We start from the raw sequence: 22,261 nt of genomic DNA on the forward strand, positions 1-22,261 counted from the left end.
GGCATCGTCCATGCGCCAAAAAAAGACATTCAACCGACCCCTCGGTTGCGACCGCGCCAATACCGACCTACTGTTCCAGACCATGCTCTGCCATTTGCTGTCCCCCACCCTAAGCCTTCAGGTGACGACATGCCCACGCTCCCCCGCCCTGCCGTACTCGAACTGATCGGCAACACGCCGCTGGTTCGGGTCAGCCGTTTCGATACCGGCCCCTGCACGCTGTTCCTCAAGCTTGAATCCCAGAACCCCGGCGGTTCCATCAAGGACCGCATCGGCCTGGCCATGATCGACGCTGCCGAACGCGACGGCCGCCTGCGCCCCGGCGGCACCATTATTGAAGCCACCGCCGGCAACACCGGCCTGGGCCTGGCGCTGGTGGGCCGGGCGAAAGGTTATCGGGTGGTGCTGGTGGTGCCCGACAAGATGTCCACGGAAAAAGTGCTGCACCTCAAGGCCATGGGCGCCGAGGTGCATATCACCCGTTCCGATGTGGGCAAGGGCCATCCCGAGTATTACCAGGACATGGCCGCGCGGCTGGCCAAGGAGATTGACGGCTGTTTCTTCGCCGACCAATTCAACAACCCCGCCAACCCCCTGGCCCACGAGACCAGCACCGCGCCGGAGATCTGGGCACAGACCCAACACGACGTGGACGCGATCGTGGTGGGTGTCGGTTCGGCCGGCACCCTCACCGGCCTGACGCGCTTCTTCAAACGGGTACAGCCCGACCTGGAAATGGTCCTCGCCGACCCGGTGGGTTCGGTGATGGCCGAATACAGCCGCAGCGGCAAGCTGGAAACACCCGGTTCGTGGGCGGTGGAAGGCATCGGCGAGGACTTCATCCCCTCGATTGCCGACCTGTCCAGCGTGCGCCACGCCTACTCCATCAGCGATGAAGACAGCTTCGACCACGCCCGCCAGCTGCTCAAGGCCGAGGGCATTCTCGGCGGTTCCTCCACCGGCACTCTGTTCGCGGCCGCGCTGCGCTATTGCCGCGAACAAACCGTGCCCAAGCGCGTGGTCACCTTCGTTTGCGACACCGGTACCCGCTACCTGTCGAAGGTCTACAACGACCAATGGATGACCGATGCGGGCCTGCTGCACTACAAGCACTACGGCGACCTGCGCGACTTGATCGCGCGGCGCTTCGAAGATGGCCGCGTGATCAGCGTAAGCCCCGACGACACTCTGCTCACCGCCTTCCAGCGCATGCGCCTGGCGGACGTGTCGCAACTGCCGGTGCTGGTGGACGGCCGCGAACTGGTGGGGGTGATCGATGAGTCCGACATCCTGCTGGGCCTGCACCATGATGCGGCGGACTTCTCCATGATGGTCGCCAGCGCCATGAGCGACAAAGTCCACACCCTGGCCCCCGGCGCCAGCCTGGCCGAATTGCAGGCTGAACTGGATCGCGGCCTGGTCGCCATCATTGCCGACGCGGCGGGCTTTCACGGCCTGATCACCCGCGTCGACCTGCTCAACCACCTGCGGAGATCCCTTGCATGAGCCAGCCCGATAAAAGCGCGTTTGCCACCCGTGTGATCCACGCCGGGCAGTCACCCGACCCGACCACGGGCGCGCTGATGCCGCCGATCTACGCCAACTCCACCTACCTGCAAGACAGCCCCGGCGTACACAAGGGCTTCGACTACGGCCGCTCCCACAACCCCACGCGGTTTGCCCTGGAGCGCTGCGTGGCCGACCTCGAAGGCGGCAGCCAGGCGTTTGCCTTCGCGTCCGGGCTGGCGGCGATCTCCACGGTGCTGGAGTTGCTGGATGCCGGCGCCCATATCGTGTCCGGCAACGACCTCTACGGCGGCACCTTCCGCCTGTTCGACAAGGTGCGCCAGCGCAGTGCCGGGCACCGTTTCAGCTTTGTCGACCTGAGTGATGTGGCGGCGTTCGAAGCGTCCTTGCAGGACGACACGCGCATGGTCTGGGTCGAAACCCCGAGCAACCCGCTGCTGAGCCTCACCGACCTCGCCGCCATCGCCCGGATCTGCCGCAGCCGCGGCATTCTCTGCGTGGCCGACAACACCTTCGCCAGCCCGTGGATCCAGCGCCCGCTGGAGTTGGGTTTCGACATCGTGGTGCACTCCACCACCAAATACCTCAACGGCCACTCCGATGTGATCGGCGGTATCGCCATCGTCGGCGACAACCCCGAACTGGCCGAGCGCGTGGGCTTTTTGCAAAACTCGGTCGGCGCCATCGCCGGCCCGTTCGACGCCTTCCTCACCCTGCGCGGCGTGAAAACCCTGGCGCTGCGCATGGAGCGCCATTGCAGCAACGCCCTCGACCTCGCCACCTGGCTGGAACGGCAACCGCAGGTATCCCGGGTCTATTACCCAGGCCTGGCGTCCCACCCGCAGCACGAACTGGCACGCAGGCAGATGCGCGGGTTTGGCGGGATGATCTCGGTGGACTTGAACAGCGACCTGGCCGGCGCCACGCGCTTCCTGGAAACCGTCAAGCTCTTCGCCCTGGCCGAGAGCCTGGGCGGTGTGGAAAGCCTGATCGAACACCCGGCGATCATGACCCACGCCAGCATCCCGGCGGCGACCCGTGCGCAGTTGGGGATTGGCGACGGGCTGGTGCGGTTGTCGGTGGGGGTTGAGGACGTGGAGGATCTACGGGCGGACCTCGCCCAGGCCTTGGCCAGGATATAAATCCCCCCCAGAAAACATAGATCAACTGTGGGAGGGAGCTTGCCCCCTCCCACATTGGGTATGCGTTACACCTGGACTATGTTGGCACGCGCCGAATGCAGCTTCTTGTAGCTCTCGATCAAGCGCAAATGCCGGTCCAGCCCTTCCAGCTTCATGCTGGTCGGCGTCAGCCCATGGAAGCGCACACTGCCGTTGACCGAGCCGATCACCGCGTCCATCCGCTCATTGCCGAACATGCGGCGGAAGTTGGCTTCGTAGTCCGCCAGTTCCAGGTCGTCGTCCAGTTCCATCTCCAGCACCGCATTCAACGCCTGGTAGAACAGGCCACGCTCGGCGGTGTTGTCGTTGTACTGCAGGAACATCTCCACGCACTCCTTGGCCTCCTCGTACTGCTGCAAGGCGAGGAAGATCAGCAGCTTCAATTCGAGGATAGTCAGTTGGCCCCAGGCCGTGTTGTCGTCGAACTCGATGCCGATCAGGGTGGTGATGTCGGTGTAGTCGTCCAGCTCGCTTTCGATCAGGCGCTCGACCAACCCTTGCAGTTCAGCTTCGTCCAGACGATGCAGATTGAGGATGTCCTCGCGGAAGAACAGCGCCTTGTTGGTGTTGTCCCAGATCAGGTCGTCCACCGAGTAGATTTCCGAGTAGTCCGGCACCAGGATGCGGCAGGCAGTTGCACCGAGGTGTTCGTACACCGCCATATAGGCTTCCTTGCCCATGCCTTCGAGGATGCCGAACAGGGTCGCGGCTTCCTGGACATTGGAGTCCTCACCTTCGCCTGAGAAGTCCCACTCGACAAATTCGTAGTCCGATTGGGCGCTGAAGAAGCGCCACGACACCACACCGCTGGAGTCGATGAAGTGCTCGACGAAGTTGTTCGGCTCGGTCACCGCCTGGCCTTCGAAGGTCGGCTGCGGCAGGTCGTTCAAGCCTTCGAAGCTGCGGCCTTGCAGCAGTTCGGTGAGGCTGCGTTCCAGCGCCACCTCCAGGCTCGGGTGGGCACCGAACGAGGCGAACACGCCGCCGGTACGCGGGTTCATCAAGGTCACGCACATCACCGGGAATTCGCCGCCCAGGGACGCGTCCTTGACCAGCACCGGGAAACCCTGGGCTTCCAGGCCTGCAATACCCGCCAGGATGCTCGGGTACTTCGCGAGCACGTCAGCCGGCACGTCCGGCAGGGCAAATTCGCCCTCGATGATTTCGCGCTTCACCGCCCGCTCGAAAATCTCCGACAGGCACTGCACCTGGGCCTCGGCCAGGGTGTTGCCGGCACTCATGCCGTTGCTGAGGTAGAGGTTCTCGATCAGGTTGGACGGGAAATACACCACCTCGCCATCCGACTGGCGCACGAATGGCAGCGAAACGATGCCGCGCGCTTCGTTGCCGGAGTTGGTGTCGAACAGGTGCGAACCGCGCAGCTCGCCGTCGCGGTTGTAGACTTTCAGGCAGTAGGCATCGAGGATTTCGTCGGGCAGCTCGTCATTCGGGCCCGGCTGGAACCAGCGTTCGTCCGGGTAATGCACGAACGTCGCGTTGGCCAGTTCCTCACCCCAGAACTGGTCGTTGTAGAAGAAGTTGCAGTTGAGCCGCTCGATGAACTCGCCCAACGCCGACGCCAGGGCGCCCTCCTTGGTCGCGCCCTTGCCGTTGGTAAAGCACATCGGTGAATGGGCGTCGCGGATATGCAGCGACCACACGTTCGGCACGATATTGCGCCACGAGGCGATCTCGATCTTCATGCCCAGGCCGGCAAGGATCCCGGACATGTTGGCGATAGTCTGCTCCAGCGGCAGGTCCTTGCCGGCAATATAAGTGCCCGCCTCGCTGCCCGCGCCCGGCATCAACAGGGCCTGGGCATCGGCGTCGAGGTTGTCCACTTCTTCGATCACGAACTGCGGCCCGGCCTGCACCACTTTCTTCACGGTGCAACGGTCGATGGAACGCAGGATGCCCTGGCGGTCCTTATCGGAAATATCGGCCGGCAACTCGACCTGGATCTTGAAGATCTGGTTATAGCGGTTTTCCGGATCGACAATATTGTTCTGCGACAGGCGAATATTGTCCGTGGGGATGTTGCGCGTGCTGCAGTACAACTTGACGAAGTACGCCGCGCACAACGCCGACGAGGCCAGGAAATAATCGAACGGCCCCGGTGCCGAGCCATCGCCTTTATAGCGAATAGGCTGGTCGGCAATCACCGTGAAGTCGTCGAACTTGGCTTCAAGCCGGAGGTTGTCGAGAAAGTTGACCTTGATTTCCATGGGGGCACACCAGAATAACGGGCTAAACAAAAATGGCCGCCATTATGAGGTTTTTCATCGGGAAGTTTCAGGCTTTTGACCAGTGGCTGGCGAAATGAGCCATGCGCATTAATCTTCTGCACAATGCCGCCGATGGACTGTGTGCAACCAGGGAGTAGTCGGAATGCGCAACAACCAGCCTGTAACACAGCGCGAGATTTCACTCGCGCCTTCGCAAAAACTCATCTCCGCCACCGATGTTCAAGGGATGATCACTTACTGCAACGACGCCTTCGTCGATATCAGCGGCTTTGAACGCGCCGACCTGATCGGCGCGCCCCAGAACATCGTGCGTCACCCCGACGTGCCACCCGCCGTTTTTGCGCACATGTGGAGTGCGCTCAAGCAAGGCCTGCCGTGGATGGGCATCGTCAAGAACCGCTCGAAAAACGGCGATCACTATTGGGTCAATGCCTACGTCACGCCGATCTTCGACGGCAGCCGGGTCGTTGGCTTCGAGTCGGTGCGGGTCAAGCCCACGGCCGATGAAATCCGCCGCGCCCAGGCCCTCTACCGGCGTCTGAGCCAAGGCAAGCCGGGCGTGCCGCGCCAGGATGCCTGGCTGCCGGCGGCACTGAGTTGCGTGCCGTACATGGCCACCGGTGTGGCTGGCAGCGTCGCCGGGCTGTTCCTCAGTGCACCGGTGGCCGTCGCAGTGGCCGTGGCGGTCGCGCTGCCGGTGGGCCTGCTGTGCTCACACTGGCGCCAGGGCAGTACCCTGCGTTTGTTGGAGGGGGTCGAACCCTCGACGTCGGATGCCTTGATCGCGCAGATGTACAGTGACGCACGCGGCCCACAGTCGCGTTTGGAAACCGCGTTTCTCAGCCAGACCGCGCGCCTGAAAACCTGCCTCACCCGCCTGCAGGACAGCGCCGAACAACTGAGTACCCTGGCGGGGCAATCCGACCAGTTGGCTACCGCCAGTGCCAAAGGCCTGAACCGCCAACGCGTGGAAACCGAACAGGTCTCGGCAGCCGTCAACCAGATGGCCGCGACCACCCAGGAAGTCGCCAGCCATGTACAACGCACCGCCGACGCCACCCAACAGGCCAACGTGCTGACCGGGCGCGGCCGCGAAGTGGCGCGCGATACCCGTGAAGCCATCGAGCGTCTGTCCACCATGGTCGGCGAGACCGGGGTGACCGTGGCGCAACTGGCCAGGGACAGCGACGAAATCGGCAGCGTGGTGGATGTGATCAAAGGCATCGCCGACCAAACCAACCTGCTCGCCCTCAACGCCGCAATCGAAGCGGCGCGGGCCGGCGAACAAGGCCGAGGCTTTGCCGTGGTAGCCGACGAAGTGCGCCAACTGGCCCAGCGCACGTCACAATCGACCACCCAGATCCATGGGCTGATCACCAAGCTCCAGGCATCCTCCAGCAATGCGGTGCAAAGCATGGAAAACGGCCAACGCCAGGCCCAGGAAGGCGTGACCTGGGTGCTGGAAGCGGACCAGGCCCTGGTGGGGATCAGCGAAGCGGTGTCGCATATCACCGACATGACCACCCAGATCGCCGCCGCCACCGAAGAACAAAGCGCCGTCGCCGAGGAGATCAGCCGCAACATCACCACCATCGCCGAACTGGCCGACCAGACCTCGATACAAGCCCATCAATCCACGGACCTGAGCAAGGAACTGACCAATACCGCGGCCACCCAATACGCGTTGGTTGAGCGCTTCAACCGCTGAAGGCAGACAAGCTTCTCTAGTAAGCCCGCTTACTGTGGTGAGCGGGCTTGTTGTGGTGAGCGGGCTTGCCCCGCGCTGGGCTGCGAAGCGGCCCCGATCAAGATCACTGCGTTCCATCAGACAAACCGCAGTGCCTGGTTTTGGGGCTGCTTCGCAGCTCAGCGCGGGGCAAGCCCGCTCACCACAACAAGCCCGGTCACTCACAACACGCCCGCTCACCATAGTAAGCCTGCCCACCACTACAAGCCGGCTTGCCACAACAAGCCCGCTCGCCACAAGATAACCACTCATGCCAAGCTTGGGTTAACGCCCACTCATCCCTCTGCATGAAGCCCGCTCATGTCCATCGCCGACAACCTCATCACCTTCACCTTCGCCGCCACCCTGCTGACCCTCACGCCCGGGCTCGACACCGCCCTGGTCCTGCGCACCGCCACGGTGGAAGGCAAGCGCCAGGCGCTGCAGGCCACGCTGGGCATCAACGCGGGTTGCCTGGTGTGGGGCGCCGCGGTTGCCTTTGGCCTGGGCGCGTTGATCGCGGTGTCGGAGATGGCGTTCAACCTGCTCAAGTACTGCGGCGCGGCTTACCTGGCCTGGCTGGGGCTGAACATGCTGGTGCGTCCGCGTCGCTCACTGGCACCGGCCGCAGACGACCGCAAGCCCGGCGGCAACTGGTTTATCAAGGGCATGCTGGGCAATGTGCTGAACCCCAAGGTGGGGATTTTCTACGTGTCGTTCCTGCCGCAATTTATCCCCCAAGGGCATTCGCTGATTGCCTGGACCTTCGGCCTGGTGAGCATCCATGTACTGCTCGGGCTGCTGTGGTCGCTGGTATTGATCGGCGCCACGCAGTCGCTGTCCGGGTTCCTGCGCCGCGAAAAGGTCATCCAATGGATGGATCGCACCACCGGTGTGATCTTCTTGCTGTTTGCCGCAAAGCTCGCGCTCAGCAGGCGCTGAGTTTTTTCCAGACCAAATCCCTCCTTGCTCCCTCGGCGCAAACACGCTACAAATCACCCCGTCGCGAAGTTGTACGACAACCTAAAAATAAATCGCCATCCCCGACGATGGCGCCAACCACCCGAGCCCCAGCATGACTCCGCCTGCCCCGACGCAAACTGCCCCCGCCCTGTTCTCCCGCCCCATTGCCGTGTTGATTCTGCTCTGCATGGGCTGTGCCTTCGCCGGCAATCACATCGCCGCTCGGGTCGCCTTCGATGATGGCGCCGGTGTGCTGTTGGCCATTCTGCTGCGCTCGGGCGGCACCTTGCTGGTGCTGGCCGTGCTGGTGCTGTGGCAACGCCAAAGCCTGCGCCTGCCGGCGGGTGCATGGCGCTGGCAAGTGCTGCTGGGCCTGCTTATCGCCACCCAGAGCCTGTGCCTCTACTCCGCCGTCGCCCGCGTGCCGGTGGCACTGGCGCTGCTGGTGGGCAACGTGTTCCCGATTTTGCTCGCCCTGCTCACCTGGGCATTCGGCGGCCCACGTCCGACGGCGCGCACCGCCTTGCTGATGGGCTTGATCCTGGTGGGCCTGGTGTTTGTGCTGGACGTACCCGGCCGCCTCTCGAGCAGTGCCGATATCGGCCCGCAATGGCTGCTCGGCGTCAGCCTGGCCTTTTGCGCCGCCTTCGTGTTCGCCTGCGCGCTGTGGATCACCGACCATAAGTTGTCCCAGGTACGCGGCTCCGTGCGCAGCCTGCTGACGATCTTCATCGTGTTCAGCAGCGTCAACCTCGCCGGCCTCAGCGGCGCCCTTCCCGGCGGCCTGAACCCGCCGGCCACGGGTACCGGCTGGCTGGCGCTCGCGACGTTGGTGGTGCTGTATGGCACCGGCTTTATCGTGCTGTTCATGTCGGTCCCGCGCCTGGACATGCCGCGCAATGCGCCGGTCATGAACATTGAACCGCTGGCCACGCTGTTGATGGGCTGGGTCGTGCTCGATCAAATGCTCAGCGCCGGCCAGATAGTCGGCGGCGTCATCGTGGTGACCGGGATTGTGCTGCTGACCTATCGCAAGTCTGCCCGGTAACGATAAATCCCCGCCTGATCTGGCCCAATTCCTGCCTCCCCCATCCCACCCGGTCGCTACTGACTACGCGGACGACTCTTTTGAGCCCGGCCGCCCAACACCCTCCCCGGATAATCCAGCATCCCCGACCCCTTCCGAGGCCTTCCCCATGACGAGCCCCTCCACCGAACAGGTAAGCCCCCAAACCCTGCGCAAGGTCATCATTGCCGCCGGCATCGGTAACTTCGTCGAATGGTTTGACTTCGCCGTGTACGGCTTCCTCGCCACCACCATCGCCCAACAGTTCTTCCCCAGCGGGGATGCCAGCGCGGCCTTGCTCAAAACCTTCGCGGTGTTCGCCGTCGCCTTCGCCTTCCGGCCCCTGGGCGGGATTTTCTTCGGCATGCTCGGCGACCGTATCGGGCGCAAGCGCACCCTGGCCATGACCATCCTGCTGATGGCAGGCGCCACCACCTTGATCGGCCTGCTGCCCACCTACGCCGCCATCGGCGTCACGGCGCCGATCCTGTTGTCGCTGATCCGCTGTGCCCAGGGCTTCTCCGCCGGCGGCGAATACGCCGGTGCCTGTGCCTACCTGATGGAGCACGCGCCCCGGGACAAACGCGCCTGGTACGGCAGCTTCGTGCCGGTGTCGACGTTCTCCGCCTTCGCCGCCGCCGCCGTGGTGGCGTACGCACTCGAAGCGTCATTGTCCGCCGAGGCCATGGGCAGCTGGGGCTGGCGCCTGCCGTTCCTGATCGCAGCGCCGCTGGGCCTGGTGGGCCTTTACCTGCGCTGGAAACTGGATGAGACGCCGGCCTTCCAGGCCGTGAAGCAGGAGCATGCGGTGGCCCACTCGCCGCTCAAGGAAACCCTGCGCAACCATGGTGCGGCGATCTGCTGCCTGGGCGCTTTTGTGTCACTGACGGCACTGTCGTTTTATATGTTCACCACCTACTTCGCGACGTACCTGCAAGTGGCCGGCGGGCTGAGTCGGGCGATGGCATTGCTGGTGTCGCTGATCGCGTTGATTTTCGCTGCGGCGATCTGCCCGCTGGCGGGGCTGTATTCAGACCGAGTGGGGCGTCGGGCCACGGTGATGACGGCGTGCGTACTGTTGATGGTGGTGGTGTACCCGTCGTTCCTGATGGCCAGTTCCGGGTCCTTCACGGCGTCCATTGTCGGCGTGATGTTGCTGGCGGTGGGCGCAGTATTGTGCGGTGTGGTGACGGCGGCGTTGCTGTCGGAGACCTTTCCGACCCGCACGCGCTATACCGCTTCGGCGATTACTTACAACATGGCGTATACGATTTTCGGCGGCACCGCGCCGTTGATGGCCACCTGGTTGATCAGCACCACCGGCAGCAACTTGTCACCGGCGTTCTACCTGATTGCCGTGGCGTTGCTGGCGTTGGCCGGCGGGCTGGCATTGCCGGAGACGTCGAGGATTTCCCTGCATGACGTGGGCACCGAGGAAAAAAGCGCAGCACCGCTGCTCTCGCGTTAAACACATTCGAGTCGTGGCCTGCGCAGCCATGCTGGGGCTACAGCTGCGCAGGGGGGCTAACAGGTCCAGGAGGCATCGCGATCCGCCAGCAAGCCATACCGCTCAATGGCCTGCTGGCATACCTGGTGCTCAAGGCTGCCCTGCTCCACCAACGCGGTAAGCGCCGCCAGCACGATGTGATGCCGATCCACCTCAAAGAAATCCCGCAGCGCCGCTCGTGTATCACTGCGGCCGAACCCATCGGTGCCGAGCACGGTGTAGCTGGAGTCCAGATAGGACGCGACCATCTGCGGGACCGCCCGAACGTAATCGGACACGGCAATCACCGGCGCACCTGCCGGCAAGCAATCATTCAGGTGACTGACGCGCTTGCCGGCCTGCGGATGCAGGCGGTTCCAGCGCTCCACTTCCCGCGCCTCCCGCGCCAGTTCGCTGAAACTGGTCACGCTGTACACCTCGCTCGCCACGTGCCAATCCTCAGCCAGTAACCGCGCGGCGGCCTGGGCTTCACGCAGCAAGGTGCCCGAACCGAGCAGGCGTACCCTGGCGTCGGCGGCGCCTTCCAGGCGATACAGGCCCTTGATGATCGCTGCCTCCACGCCTGCGGGCAGGCTTGGCTGCGGGTAGTTTTCGTTCATCAGGGTCACGTAGTAGAACTCGTCCACATCCTGTTCCAGCATCTGGCGCATGCCGTGGTCGAGGATCACCGCAAATTCCCCGGCAAACGCCGGATCGTAGGCGCGGCAGTTCGGCACGGTGGCGGCGGTGAGGTGGCTGCTGCCGTCCTGGTGCTGCAAGCCCTCACCGCCGAGGGTGGTGCGCCCGGCCGTGGCACCGAGCAGGAAGCCACGGGCGCGCTGGTCGGCGGCGGCCCAGATCAGGTCGCCGACGCGCTGGAAGCCGAACATCGAGTAATAGATGTAGAACGGCAGCATGCGCAGGCCATGCACCGAGTAGCTCGTGGCCGCCGCGACCCAGGAACTGATGGCACTGGCCTCGCTGATGCCTTCTTCAAGAATCTGCCCGTCGGTGGCCTCGCGGTAGCTGAGGATCGAGCCGATATCTTCCGGCTCATAACGCTGGCCGACACTGGAATAGATGCCGATCTGCTTGAACAGGTTGGCCATGCCGAAGGTGCGCGCCTCATCCGCCACGATGGGCACGATGCGCGGCCCGAGCGCCTTGTCCTTGAGCAGGTTGCTCAACATGCGCACGAAGACCATGGTGGTGGACATTTCCTTGCCGTCGGCCGCCGTGGCGAAACCGGCATAACCGCTCATGGGCGGTACGCTCACTGGCTCTGCGGCCTGGCTACGGCTGGGCACGTAGCCGCCCAGGGCCCTGCGCCGTTGATGCAGGTAGCGCGACTCAAGGCTGTCATCCGCGGGTTTGAAGAAGCTCAGCGACTCGGCCTGCTCATCGCTCAGCGGCAACTGGAAGCGGTTGCGGAACGCGAGCAGCGCCTCGCGATCGAGCTTCTTCTGCTGGTGGGTGGTCATCTTGCCCTGCCCGGCCTCGCCCATGCCGAAGCCTTTTTTGGTCTGGGCCAGGATCACCGTGGGCTTGCCCTTGACCCGGCGCGCCGCATGATAGGCGGCATGGATCTTGACCATGTCGTGGCCGCCACGCTTGAGGCGGTCGATCTGCTCATCGCTCATGCCCTCGACCAGGCTGGCCAGCGCCGCGCTCTGGCCGAAGAAGTGTTCGCGGTTGTAGGCCCCGTCCTTGGCGGCGAAGGTCTGGAATTGACCGTCCACGGTGCTCGACAACGTGTTGACCAGGGAGCCGTCGGCGTCCTTGGCGAGCAAGGGGTCCCAGTCCGAACCCCAGACCAACTTGATCACGTTCCACCCCGCCCCCGCGAACAACGCCTCCAGCTCGTCGATGATCCGCCCGTTGCCACGCACCGGGCCGTCGAGGCGTTGCAGGTTGCAGTTGACCACCCAGGTCAGGTTGTCAAGGCCTTCGCGCGCGGCCAGGGTCAGGGCCGACATGCTTTCCGGCTCGTCCATTTCGCCGTCGCCGAAGACACCCCACACATGGCGCTCGGCGGTGTCCTGCAGGCCACGATGCTGCAGATAGCGCATGAAGCGTGCCTGAAAAATAGCACTGATGGGGCCAATGCCCATGGAACCGGTGGGGAACTGCCAGAAGTCCGGCATCAACCATGGGTGCGGGTAACTGCACAGCCCACGCGCCCCGGCCTTGGCGCCACCGAGTTCCTGGCGATAGTGGGCCAGGTCGTCCTCGCTCAAACGCCCTTCAAGGAAGGCGCGCGCATAAATGCCGGGGGCCGAATGAGGCTGGTAGAACACCAGATCGCCGCCAAAGTCGAGATTGCGGGCGCGGAAAAAGTGATTGAAACCCACCTCGAACAAATCCGCCGCACTGGCGTAGCTGGCAATGTGGCCACCGAGTTCGCCATAGGCCTGGTTGGCCCGCACCACCATGGCCAGGGCGTTCCAGCGTACCAGCGAGGCCAGGCGTTCTTCGGTGGCCAGGTCGCCGGGAAACGCCGGTTGCTGCTCGACGCTGATGCTATTGATGTAGGGCGTGCCGTGCCGGGGTTTCCAGTCGATGTACGGGGCGCTGGCGTGGCGGGCCAGCAGGTCGAGGATCTGCCGAGCGCGCTCAGGGCCGGCATTGGCTACCAGCGACGCCAGCGCGTCACGCCATTCGTCGAGCTCTGGTTGATCCAGGGCTGTGTGATTCACTGCACTCGCGAAACCGTTCATGGGCACCTCCGGGCTTTTTTTCCAGTTTATGTCGGCGCTTGAGGATTTTTTGCCTGTTATCAGGCGCGGTTTATAGAATTTTGAGCATGAATCACTGCCCATGGGCTTTTTCCCAGCACGTTGTGCTCAAACAACCCGAAACCTCACCAGTGTGTTTAAAATGCCGCCCGCTCAATGACCGACGCTCAACGATGAACCCAGACGCACTCGCTACCCTGCACGCCCACCTGCTCACCGTCCTGGCCAGCCCGCCGGCTGAAACCCGGCGCCTGTTCCATGGCCGTGGCCGCTGCTGGCCGGGCCTGGAGCAATTGACTGTGGACTGGCTGCAAGGCGTGGTGCTGGTCGCGCTGTTCAAAGAGCCCGAAGCGCCCCACCTGGAGGGGTTGAAACAGCTGTTGATCGACTTCGACTGGGGCCAATCCGGCGCCCACAGCGTGGCGCTGCAACACCGCTACCTGCCGCAAAGCACCACGGAATGGCTGGTGGGCGCAGCCATCGACGAGCTGACCATCACCGAAGGCGGCCTGCGTTACCTGATCGACCTGGGCAAAAAGCAGAACAGCGGGCTGTTCCTCGACATGCGCTACGGCCGCAACTGGGTGCGCGAACAGGCCAGGGGCCAGCGGGTGCTCAACCTGTTTGCCTACACCTGCGGGTTCTCGGTCGCGGCCATCGAGGGCGGCGCCAGCCACGTGGTGAACCTGGACATGGCCCGTGGCGCCCTGAGCCGTGGCCGCGATAACCACCGCCTGAACGGCCATGACCTGAGCAAGGTCACCTTCCTGGGCCACGACCTGTTCAAATCCTGGGCCAAGGTCACCCACAGCGGCCCCTATGATCTGGTGATCATCGACCCGCCGTCCTTTCAGAAAGGCAGCTTCCTGCTGACCAAGGACTACCAGCGCGTACTGCGCCGCCTGCCGGATTTGCTCACGGCCCAGGGCACTGTCCTGGCGTGCATGAACGACCCGGCCTTCGGCGAAGACTTCCTGATCGACGGCGTCACCCGCGAAGCACCGGGCCTGCGCTTTATTGAACGGTTGGAAAACCCGCCGGAGTTTCCGGATATCGACGCGCAAAGCGGCCTCAAGGCGCTGGTGTTTCGCCAAGGCTGATGCCGAAACGTCCTACGCTTGCTACGCTATGTGATGCGCCGGGCGGTGAACCTTATGACCCCCTTCCCGGTCGATACCTGCATTCCCCGGCCAGACTCGACAGCGTCACGTTGTCGGCTGCCCCGTTTCACCTTTTGGAGAACCGCCCGTGATATCGACCCTGCATGTAGCCAGAATCAAAGCCTGGGGCGCCCACGGCTTTACCGCCACCGGTGTGGTATTGGCCTTCCTGGCCACCCTGGCGCTGCTGGAAAACTCCCCCAAGGCCTGCCTGCTCTGGCTGGGCCTGGCCCTGGTAGTAGACGGCGTGGATGGTTCCCTGGCGCGACGGGTGAATGTCAGCACGGTATTGCCCAGCTTTGACGGCTCGGTACTGGACCTGGTGATTGATTACCTCACCTATGTGTTTATTCCGGCCCTGTTTATCTACCGCTATATCGACCTGCCGGACTTTACCCACCTGTTCACGGTGTCGGTGATCCTGGTTTCATCGCTATTCTGCTTCTGCAACGTGAACATGAAGAGCAAGGACAACTACTTCGTCGGCTTCCCCGCCGCCTGGAACGTGGTGGCCTTGTGCGTATACATCATCCAGCCGGACGCCTGGGTCACCTTGCTGACCGTGATCGGCCTGGCCTTGCTGACCGTGACGCCGATGAAGTTCCTGCACCCGTTCCGGGTCAAGCGCTTCATGCCGATCAATATCGCAGTGACCACCATCTGGTTGCTCTGCAGCTTTTTGATGGTGGTGGATTATCCCAACACCAACCCGTGGACGTTTGGGTTGTGGTCGGTGATGTCCGCGTACTTCCTCGGGATTTGCGTGTGGCGCACGGCGCTGGAGTGGATGGGAACCCACAAATAGCCAGATGAACACCGTTCAACTGTGGGAGAGGGCTTGCTCCCACAGTTGGTTCTGCGCACATCAGGCGGGTAAGATGGCGCCCCTTCGCACAGCGCCCTGCCAACCATAAGCCCTCCCATGCCATTCGAACTCAGCGTAGACCTCACCACCCTCGCCATTCTCGCCGTCGTGGCCTTTATCGCCGGATTTATCGACGCCATCGCCGGCGGCGGCGGCCTGCTTACCACCCCGGCGCTGCTCACCGCTGGGATGCCGCCCCACCTGGTACTGGGCACCAACAAGCTCAGCTCCACCTTCGGTTCGGCCACGGCCAGTTTCACCTTCTACCGTCGAAAGCTGTTCCACCCGCGCCAGTGGGTGCATGCCATCGTCGGCACCTTGATCGGCGCACTGGCCGGTGCGGTGGTCGCCCACTACCTGCCCGCCGAAACCCTCAACAAAATGCTGCCGGTGATCGTATTCGCTTGCGGCGTGTATTTGCTGTTTGGTGGCACGCCCAAGGCACCGCTGGACGCCGACGCGCCGATCAAGAAGAAATGGCAAGGCACCCAGGGTTTCGGCCTGGGCTTCTACGACGGCGTGGCGGGCCCCGGCACCGGTGCGTTCTGGACCGTGAGCACCCTGCTGTTGCACCCCATCGACCTGGTGAAGGCCAGCGGCGTGGCGCGCAGCATGAACTTCGTCAGCAACGCGGCGGCGCTGTCGGTGTTTATCTTCAACGGCTCGGTGGATTGGATTGTCGGCCTGGCGATGGGCGTGTCGGTGATGGGTGGCGCATTCTTTGGCGCCCGCAGCGCGATCAGCGGCGGCGCCAAATTCATTCGCCCGGTGTTTATCACCGTGGTCCTCGGCCTGACCGTGCGCCTAGCCTGGCAGCACTGGTTCAGCGTGGCCTAGGCGACGGGCCAGGTAGAGGTCGATCAGGTAGCGCGCAATCGAGCGTGACGCCGGCAGCGGCGGCAGGTCGTGGATGCTGAACCACTGCGCGTCCTCGATCTCGTCGGCCTGGGGCACGATGTCACCACCGGCGTACTCGGCATGGAAGCCCAGCATCATCGAATGGGGGAACGGCCAGCACTGGCTGCCCATGTACTGGATGTTCCTGACCTCCACCTGCACTTCTTCGCGCACCTCGCGGATCAGGCAGTCCTCGGCCGACTCGCCCGGCTCGGCAAAGCCGGCCAAGGTGCTGTAGACCCCGGTGACAAAACGCGGCGAGCGCGCTAGCAGGATCTCGTCGCCACGGGTCACCAGCACGATCATGCTCGGCGAAATCCGTGGGTAGCTGCGCAGGTCGCAGGCCTGGCAATACATCGCCCGCTCCCGTGGCACCTGGACCATGGCCTGGCCGCAACTGCCGCAGAACCGATGCTCCCGCGCCCAGGTGCCGATCTGCGCGGCGTAGCCCAGCACTTTGTAGAGGGTATGATCACCTTGCAGCATGAAGCCGCGCAGGCCCTGCCAGCTGCAACCCGGCACTTCGCCCGCCGCGTCGAGTTCCAGCAGGTACACCGGCTCACCGTCGAGGTGGCCGATGCCGTGTTCGGCAAACACCGATAGCTCCTGGCGCTTGAGCCATTCCCGAGGGAACAGCGGGCCGTTGGCATCATGCAAAAAGCCGTCGCGGCTGCGGGCGACGGCCCAGCCGCCGGGGGCGTCGTTGTCCAGCAGCGTTGTGGTAATCCAGCCTGGGGTCATGTCAGTCAATCCACGAATTCGGGTTTCTGCTTGCTCATATGGGCCGCGATGGCCACGCGCAGGTCGTTGGATTGCAACATAGCCGAGTTCCAGGTGGCAACGTATTCCAGACCGTCATTGACCGTATGGTCACGCATGTAGCTGATCATGGCTTTGGTGCCGGTGACCGCAATCGGCGACTTGGCGGCGATTTCATGGGCGATCTCGAACACCCCGGCCAACAGGCTGTCCTGGTCGGCGTACACGCGATTGACCAGGCCGATGCTGCGAGCCTCCTCGGCACCGAACGGGCGGCCGGTGTAGGCCAGCTCACGCAGCATACCGTCGCCGATGATGCGTGGCAGGCGCTGCAGGGTACCGACGTCGGCGGCCATGCCGATGTCGATTTCCTTGATCGAGAATTGCGCGTCTTCAGCCGCGTAGCGCATGTCGCAGGCGCTGATCAGGTCGATGGCGCCACCGATGCAGTAACCCTGGATCGCCGCCAGTACCGGCTTGCGGCAGTTATCGACAGCGTTGAACGAGGCTTGCAGCTCGAGGATCTTGCGCCGCAGCAGGCGCGCATTGCGGCCCACATCCTTGCCGAAGTCGTTGGCCACCGAGGCCAGCATCATCAGGTCGATGCCCGAGGAAAAATGCTTGCCGGCACCGCTGAGCACCACGGCGCGTACGGCGTCGGTGTCTTCGATCCATTGGAAGATGTCGATGATCTCGGTCCAGAACGCCGCGTTCATCGCGTTGATCTTTTCCGGGCGGTTGATCTGCACATGGGCAACGTTGTCGGTGAGTTCGACGACGAAAGCTTGGTATTCGGACATGGCAGTGATCCCTGGCTGGCGAGTGATAAGGCCCGAACTATAACAAGGGTACGTGACGGCGCATCGGCCAAAAGCGGGACTGGCAACGGCGATGGAAAAGACGCTGGATAAAAGCCCCGGCACACGCCATCCTTCGCGTTTTAAGCCGCCCCATCAGCGGCGCTCGACGTTTAAAGGATATGCCCATGCACGCCCAACCCCTCGCCCCCGCCGATTTCGAATTCATCGAAGAAACCCTGTTGAAATACGGCGACGACCATTCGGTGCTGAACCTGGCCGAACTCGACGGCTATTTCACCGCGCTGGTGTCCAGCCCGGCACAGGTGGATATTGCAGAGTGGTTCCCGGCGATCTGGGGCGGGCAGAACCCAGAGTGGGAAAACGCCGAAGAGGCTAAGCAGTTCCTGGACCTGTGCGTGCGTCATATCAACCTGCTGGCCGGTCAACTGGCGACTGACGCCGAGGGCTTCAAGGCACGCTTCGATGCAACCGAACACCAGGGCCAGGACGTGACCCTCGCCGAGGAATGGTGCTTTGGTTATATCCGTGGCGCGGCGATCGGCAACTGGCCGCAACTGCCGGCCGAACAGGCCGCACAGCTGGAGAAAATCTCCTGGTGCGCCGAGCAGGACAACTTCGAGTTGCCGGCCGACCTGGATGTAGACGCCCATCAGCAGCGAGCCCGAGAAATCGAACCCGCTGCACGGGCGCTACATGATTACTGGCTGAGCCGGCGTTGATCCGGGCTTATTTGAAGTCCAGGTCAAACGCCTGATAGAACGCGTTACCGGTGTTGGCGACGATCCACAGCAACACCACCACATGCCGCCCCTTCTTGCCCTTGGGCAGTGTCACTTGATGCTCGACCTTGGCCTTCAATTCGTCGGCATGCTGGTAGTACGGCACCTGGGGGTAGAAGTCTTCGTGGAACGGCGAGGCTTCGAGCTGGGCACGGCTGATGCGCTGTCTGGCGTCCCAGCCGTCCTTGGTGATGAACCAGCGATAACCACGGGTGACGTGGGCGGCGGTGTATTCCCATTGCACCTTGAACACTTGGCCGGCCTCTACATTCAGGAGTGGCCAGGTGAATGGTGTGTTGAGCTTCTTGCTCATTTCCTCGTCGGTGAAGTTGATGCAGTCGCGCTCGTCGGTCTTGCCGCCACTGAGAATATGCCCATCGGCAGGCGGCGTGACGCTTTGATCGTCGGTTTCATACGGCGCAGGAAACGGTCCGGCCGCGAGCGCGGGGAAGTTCTTGCCACCTTCCATTTCATTGACTTGCCAATTGCCCAGCAACCCGCGCTCTACTGCAACCGAGCCTCGGCTGGCGGGGGTGACGACACGTCCGTGCCGAAGTTGTGTTTGAGGTTTGTTCATTTCATTCACTCCATGATTGAAAACGCCCCGGGTGGGGAACGTTCTGAACTTACCCCATCACCCAGGCTTGTCCAGCAGGCGGCTATGCGGGCAACACTGCACGCCTCCTGCATTTCATTAAGGGGACGCAGTTGTCCTGCGCCTGGTTCGGGCGTACGCCTACCTAGGCAAGGGCCATCTGCCTACAGGCCTTGTCCTGTAACAACCCACGGTGGTTGATTCCCCGCTCGACAAGCACTGCATCTATGCCCGATTATTCGGGTCCGCCCGTTGGCCGCGCCAGCCACCTTGCCTTGACCAGGAGCCTTGCACCTTGAGTTCGCAGAAAACCGTGACCGTTACACCGCCCAACTTCCCCCTGAACGGCAAGGTCGCGCCCCCCGGCTCCAAATCCATTACCAACCGCGCCCTGCTGCTGGCGGCCCTGGCCAAGGGCACCAGCCGCCTGAGCGGCGCCTTGAAGAGCGATGACACCCGGCATATGTCGGTGGCCCTGCGCCAGATGGGCGTGACCATCGACGAGCCGGACGACACCACCTTCGTGGTCACCGGCACCGGCAAGCTGCAATTGCCGGCGCAGCCGCTGTTCCTCGGCAATGCCGGCACCGCGATGCGCTTCCTGACGGCCGCCGTGGCTACCGTGCAAGGCACCGTGGTACTGGACGGCGACGACTATATGCAAAAACGCCCGATCGGCCCGTTGCTGGCCACCCTCGGCCAGAACGGTATCCGGGTCGACAGCCCGACCGGTTGCCCGCCGGTGACGGTGCACGGCGTGGGCAAGGTCCAGGCCAGGCGCTTCGAGATCGACGGCGGTTTGTCCAGCCAGTATGTCTCGGCCCTGCTGATGCTGGCTGCGTGCGGCGAAGCGCCGATTGAAGTGGCACTGACCGGCAAGGACATCGGCGCCCGTGGCTACGTGGACCTGACCCTGGACTGCATGCGGGCCTTCGGTGCCCAGGTCGATGTGGTCGACGACACCACCTGGCGCGTGGCCCCCAGCGGCTACACCGCCCATGATTACCTGATCGAACCCGACGCGTCCGCCGCCACCTACTTGTGGGCTGCCGAAGTGTTGACCGGCGGCCGTATCGACATCGGCGTGGCCGCCCACGCCTTCACCCAACCGGACGCCAAGGCCCAGGCGGTGATCGCGCAGTTCCCGAATATGCAGGCCACCGTGGTGGGTTCGCAGATGCAGGACGCGATCCCGACCCTGGCAGTACTGGCTGCCTTCAACAACACCCCGGTGCGCTTCACGGAGCTGGCCAACCTGCGGGTCAAGGAATGCGATCGCGTACAGGCCCTGCATGACGGCCTCAACGCGATCCGTCCGGGCCTCGCCAGCATTGAAGGCGATGATCTGCTGGTCGCGGCCGACCCTGGGCTGGCCGGCACGTCGTGCAACGCCTTGATCGACACCCATGCCGACCACCGCATCGCCATGTGCTTTGCGCTGGCGGGGTTGAAAATCGCGGGGATCCGCATCCAGGACCCGGACTGCGTGGCCAAGACCTATCCTGGGTACTGGAAGGCCCTGGGCAGCCTGGGGGTCGCGTTGAGCGACTGACTCGCCCGCGCCGGAATGGGGAGGTAAGGATCATGACCATTCGCCAACCCTGCCCACCCGGCGCCTGCGTCTGCGACCGTGAACAACTGCTGGAGGCGCCCGGCGCCGACCTGCGCATCCTCAGCCTGACGCGCCAGGAAGAAAAACGCCTGGTCGAGCGCCTGGAAAACCTGCAAAGCCTGCAAGACCTGGAGCGCATGCAACAGCGGATGCACGAGTTATTGGGCATCCGCGTGCATATCGCGCCGGGGCACACCGAGGTCAAGAGCATGCGCGGCATCCAGATCGTTATCGACGAGCTGCCAGGCATGTGCCGCAAGACCCGGCAAGCGATCCCGGCGGCGATTCGCCGGGGCCTGGAGAAAAACCCGGAAATTGCCTACCGCCTGCTGGACGCCCACGACCTGTTTCGCGAAGGTTGAATCAACCGGCAACCGTCTCGGCCTCGAACAGCCTTTGCCCGATCGCTTTCGCCGTCTTCAGATGCGCCGGGGCCGCGCCGCCTTCCGAATCCAGCAACAGCTCGGACGACACCACCTTCGCCCCGCAGTAATCGAAGATGCCGTAGTCGATTTGGGTGCGCATCGCCTTGGCGTAGCCATGACGGTCAAACGCGCTGTCATCCGCGCCGCCGAGGGCCAGCAAGTGCACCTGCAAATGCCGCAGTTTTTTCACCACCGGGGTATCCGGGCCGTAGTCGATCGCCCAGCCGTTGACAAACACACGGTCGACCCAGCCCTTGAGCAGGCCCGGCAGCGACCACCAGTAGATCGGGAACGCCAGCACCAGGGCATCGGCGCGCTCGATGCGCACCTGTTCCGCCAGCACGTCGGCCGGGGGCATGGCCTGGGTGCGGTGTACCCGGTGATCGGCGGCGGTGTAGCGCGGGTCGAAGCCTTCGGCGGTGAGGTCGGCGATTTCAAAGGTGTGGCCCGCAGCAGTCAGGCCGGCAGCCACCTGCGCGGCCACGGCGTGGGTGAGGGATTGTGGGTCGTGATGGGCAACGACGATGAGTGCGTGCATGACTTTGACTCCCTTTGGGTTTAAGCTACTTTTGGTAAGTTAACGCCATCAAGTTACTTTTGGTATATAAGCATGTCAAGCCCTGAATCCCCTGCCCCACGTCGTCGCCTGTCCCGTGAAGATCGCCTGCGTCAGTTATTGGAGGTGGCCTGGCAGCTGGTGCGCGAGGAAGGCACCGAAGCCCTGACCCTGGGCCGCCTGGCGGAATTGGCCGGCGTCACCAAACCGGTGGTCTACGACCATTTCGTCACCCGTGCCGGGCTGCTCGCCGCGCTGTATGAAGACTTCGACGCGCGTCAGACCCAGGTGTTTGCCGAAGCCCTCGACGCCAGCCGCGCGACCTTGGAAGAACGCGCCGGGGTGATCGCCTCGTGCTATGTCGATTGCGTGTTATTGCAGGGCCGGGAAATTCCGGGGGTGATCGCCGCACTGAGCAGCTCGCCGGAGCTGGAAGCGCTCAAGCGTAAGTACGAGGCGATTTTTCTCGACAAATGCCGCGACGCGCTGGGGCCCTTTGGCCAGGTTTCACAGCCGGGATTACGGGCGATGCTGGGCGCTGCGGAAGCGTTGTCCTACGCTGCGGCCAGTGGCGAGATCAGCCGCGAAGAGGCGCAAGATGAGCTGTTGGCGACCATCCTGGCAATGGTCAACCGCGCACGGCGTTGAAGGCTGAAGAAGCTTCTGTGGTGAGCGGGCTTGCCCCGCGCTGGGCTGCGAAGCGGCCCCGATAAGAGCGCTGCAGTGTGCCAGGCAGCTCCGGGGCTGTTTCTGGGGCCGCTTCGCAGCCCAGCGCGGGGCAAGCCCGCTCACCACAACAAGCCCGCCCACCACAGAGGCAAGCGCACCACAGAAGCCCGCTCACCACAAAAAAAGCCAACCA

The 22,261-nt window shown here is 63.5% G+C and carries 19 protein-coding genes and 1 pseudogene; 14 read left to right on the forward strand and 6 right to left on the reverse strand.

The window, feature by feature from the left end; all coding sequences use genetic code 11:
• The first annotated feature begins 129 nt into the window (after positions 1-129).
• Together AC07OP_RS01600 and AC07OP_RS01605 are read left to right on the forward strand one after the other, a co-directional pair.
• Entirely contained in the window at positions 130-1,506 is a 1,377-nt protein-coding gene (locus AC07OP_RS01600) for a pyridoxal-phosphate dependent enzyme (RefSeq protein ID WP_141157597.1), read from the forward strand.
• Positions 1,503-2,669 carry a cystathionine gamma-synthase gene (locus AC07OP_RS01605; protein WP_495102593.1) on the forward strand — a complete coding sequence of 389 codons (1,167 nt, stop codon included), beginning with the start codon at positions 1,503-1,505 and terminating at the stop codon, positions 2,667-2,669. Before AC07OP_RS01600 ends, AC07OP_RS01605 begins: the two co-directional genes overlap by 4 nt.
• Before the next feature lie 65 nt (positions 2,670-2,734).
• On the opposite strand, the gene AC07OP_RS01610 is transcribed toward AC07OP_RS01605, so the two are convergent.
• Positions 2,735-4,933 (reverse strand): OsmC domain/YcaO domain-containing protein, encoded by a 2,199-nt coding sequence (locus AC07OP_RS01610; RefSeq protein WP_495102592.1) that lies wholly within the window; start codon positions 4,931-4,933, stop codon positions 2,735-2,737.
• Positions 4,934-5,180: 247 nt separating this feature from the next.
• Between AC07OP_RS01610 and AC07OP_RS01615 the strand changes: the two are divergent.
• The 5 genes and pseudogenes from AC07OP_RS01615 to AC07OP_RS01635 all read left to right on the forward strand — a co-directional run.
• Positions 5,181-5,369 (forward strand): annotated as a pseudogene (locus AC07OP_RS01615) (PAS domain-containing protein); the annotation flags it as partial.
• Between the two features lie 195 nt (positions 5,370-5,564).
• Positions 5,565-6,662: a methyl-accepting chemotaxis protein gene (locus AC07OP_RS01620; RefSeq protein ID WP_495102645.1), complete on the forward strand. Its 1,098-nt coding sequence runs from the start codon at positions 5,565-5,567 to the stop codon at positions 6,660-6,662.
• Positions 6,663-7,001: 339 nt separating this feature from the next.
• Positions 7,002-7,622, forward strand: a complete 621-nt coding sequence (locus tag AC07OP_RS01625) for a LysE family translocator (RefSeq protein WP_495101556.1) — start codon at positions 7,002-7,004, stop codon at positions 7,620-7,622.
• A gap of 133 nt (positions 7,623-7,755) precedes the next feature.
• On the forward strand, positions 7,756-8,691 hold the full coding sequence (locus AC07OP_RS01630) for an EamA family transporter (protein ID WP_495101557.1): 936 nt from the start codon (positions 7,756-7,758) through the stop codon (positions 8,689-8,691).
• A gap of 148 nt (positions 8,692-8,839) precedes the next feature.
• Entirely contained in the window at positions 8,840-10,177 is a 1,338-nt protein-coding gene (locus AC07OP_RS01635) for an MFS transporter (RefSeq protein ID WP_495101558.1), read from the forward strand.
• Positions 10,178-10,233: 56 nt separating this feature from the next.
• Here the strand turns inward: AC07OP_RS01635 and mdeB are convergent, their stop codons facing one another.
• The gene (mdeB, locus tag AC07OP_RS01640; RefSeq protein WP_495101559.1) at positions 10,234-12,912 is read right to left on the reverse strand and encodes an alpha-ketoglutarate dehydrogenase; all 2,679 of its coding nucleotides are present in this window, start codon (positions 12,910-12,912) and stop codon (positions 10,234-10,236) included.
• Between the two features lie 191 nt (positions 12,913-13,103).
• On the opposite strand from mdeB, the gene AC07OP_RS01645 reads away from it, so the two are divergent.
• From AC07OP_RS01645 to AC07OP_RS01655, 3 genes are all read left to right on the forward strand, one after another.
• Complete coding sequence (locus tag AC07OP_RS01645) at positions 13,104-14,030, forward strand: class I SAM-dependent methyltransferase (RefSeq protein WP_495101560.1); 927 nt, start codon at positions 13,104-13,106, stop codon at positions 14,028-14,030.
• Between the two features lie 148 nt (positions 14,031-14,178).
• A complete protein-coding gene (pcsA, locus tag AC07OP_RS01650) occupies positions 14,179-14,895 on the forward strand; it encodes a phosphatidylcholine synthase (protein WP_027606368.1) in 717 nt (238 codons plus the stop codon).
• A 117-nt stretch (positions 14,896-15,012) separates the two neighbouring features.
• A complete protein-coding gene (locus AC07OP_RS01655) occupies positions 15,013-15,792 on the forward strand; it encodes a TSUP family transporter (RefSeq protein WP_115486169.1) in 780 nt (259 codons plus the stop codon).
• Here the strand turns inward: AC07OP_RS01655 and nudC are convergent.
• Positions 15,760-16,593 carry an NAD(+) diphosphatase gene (gene nudC, locus AC07OP_RS01660; RefSeq protein WP_495101561.1) on the reverse strand — a complete coding sequence of 278 codons (834 nt, stop codon included), beginning with the start codon at positions 16,591-16,593 and terminating at the stop codon, positions 15,760-15,762. The genes AC07OP_RS01655 and nudC overlap by 33 nt on opposite strands.
• Before the next feature lie 5 nt (positions 16,594-16,598).
• Positions 16,599-17,411 (reverse strand): crotonase/enoyl-CoA hydratase family protein, encoded by an 813-nt coding sequence (locus AC07OP_RS01665; RefSeq protein ID WP_495101562.1) that lies wholly within the window; start codon positions 17,409-17,411, stop codon positions 16,599-16,601.
• Positions 17,412-17,596: 185 nt separating this feature from the next.
• Between AC07OP_RS01665 and AC07OP_RS01670 the strand changes: the two genes are divergently transcribed.
• Complete coding sequence (locus AC07OP_RS01670; protein WP_495101563.1) at positions 17,597-18,151, forward strand: UPF0149 family protein; 555 nt, start codon at positions 17,597-17,599, stop codon at positions 18,149-18,151.
• 7 nt (positions 18,152-18,158) lie between these two features.
• Here AC07OP_RS01670 and AC07OP_RS01675 read toward each other — a convergent pair whose 3' ends face one another.
• Positions 18,159-18,788 carry a lytic polysaccharide monooxygenase auxiliary activity family 9 protein gene (locus tag AC07OP_RS01675; protein WP_065941295.1) on the reverse strand — a complete coding sequence of 210 codons (630 nt, stop codon included), beginning with the start codon at positions 18,786-18,788 and terminating at the stop codon, positions 18,159-18,161.
• A gap of 313 nt (positions 18,789-19,101) precedes the next feature.
• Between AC07OP_RS01675 and AC07OP_RS01680 the strand changes: the two genes are divergently transcribed.
• Together AC07OP_RS01680 and AC07OP_RS01685 are read left to right on the forward strand one after the other, a co-directional pair.
• Positions 19,102-20,358: a 3-phosphoshikimate 1-carboxyvinyltransferase gene (locus AC07OP_RS01680; protein ID WP_495101564.1), complete on the forward strand. Its 1,257-nt coding sequence runs from the start codon at positions 19,102-19,104 to the stop codon at positions 20,356-20,358.
• Positions 20,359-20,390: 32 nt separating this feature from the next.
• Positions 20,391-20,780 carry a hypothetical protein gene (locus AC07OP_RS01685; protein WP_065941293.1) on the forward strand — a complete coding sequence of 130 codons (390 nt, stop codon included), beginning with the start codon at positions 20,391-20,393 and terminating at the stop codon, positions 20,778-20,780.
• 1 nt (position 20,781) lies between these two features.
• Here the strand turns inward: AC07OP_RS01685 and AC07OP_RS01690 are convergent, their stop codons facing one another.
• Positions 20,782-21,381, reverse strand: a complete 600-nt coding sequence (locus AC07OP_RS01690) for an NAD(P)H-dependent oxidoreductase (protein WP_495101565.1) — start codon at positions 21,379-21,381, stop codon at positions 20,782-20,784.
• A gap of 72 nt (positions 21,382-21,453) precedes the next feature.
• Between AC07OP_RS01690 and AC07OP_RS01695 the strand changes: the two genes are divergently transcribed.
• Positions 21,454-22,047 (forward strand): TetR/AcrR family transcriptional regulator, encoded by a 594-nt coding sequence (locus AC07OP_RS01695; protein WP_065941291.1) that lies wholly within the window; start codon positions 21,454-21,456, stop codon positions 22,045-22,047.
• Positions 22,048-22,261 lie beyond the last annotated feature (214 nt).

It is taken from the genome of Pseudomonas sp. GW821-FHT09D08, assembly GCF_059416305.1.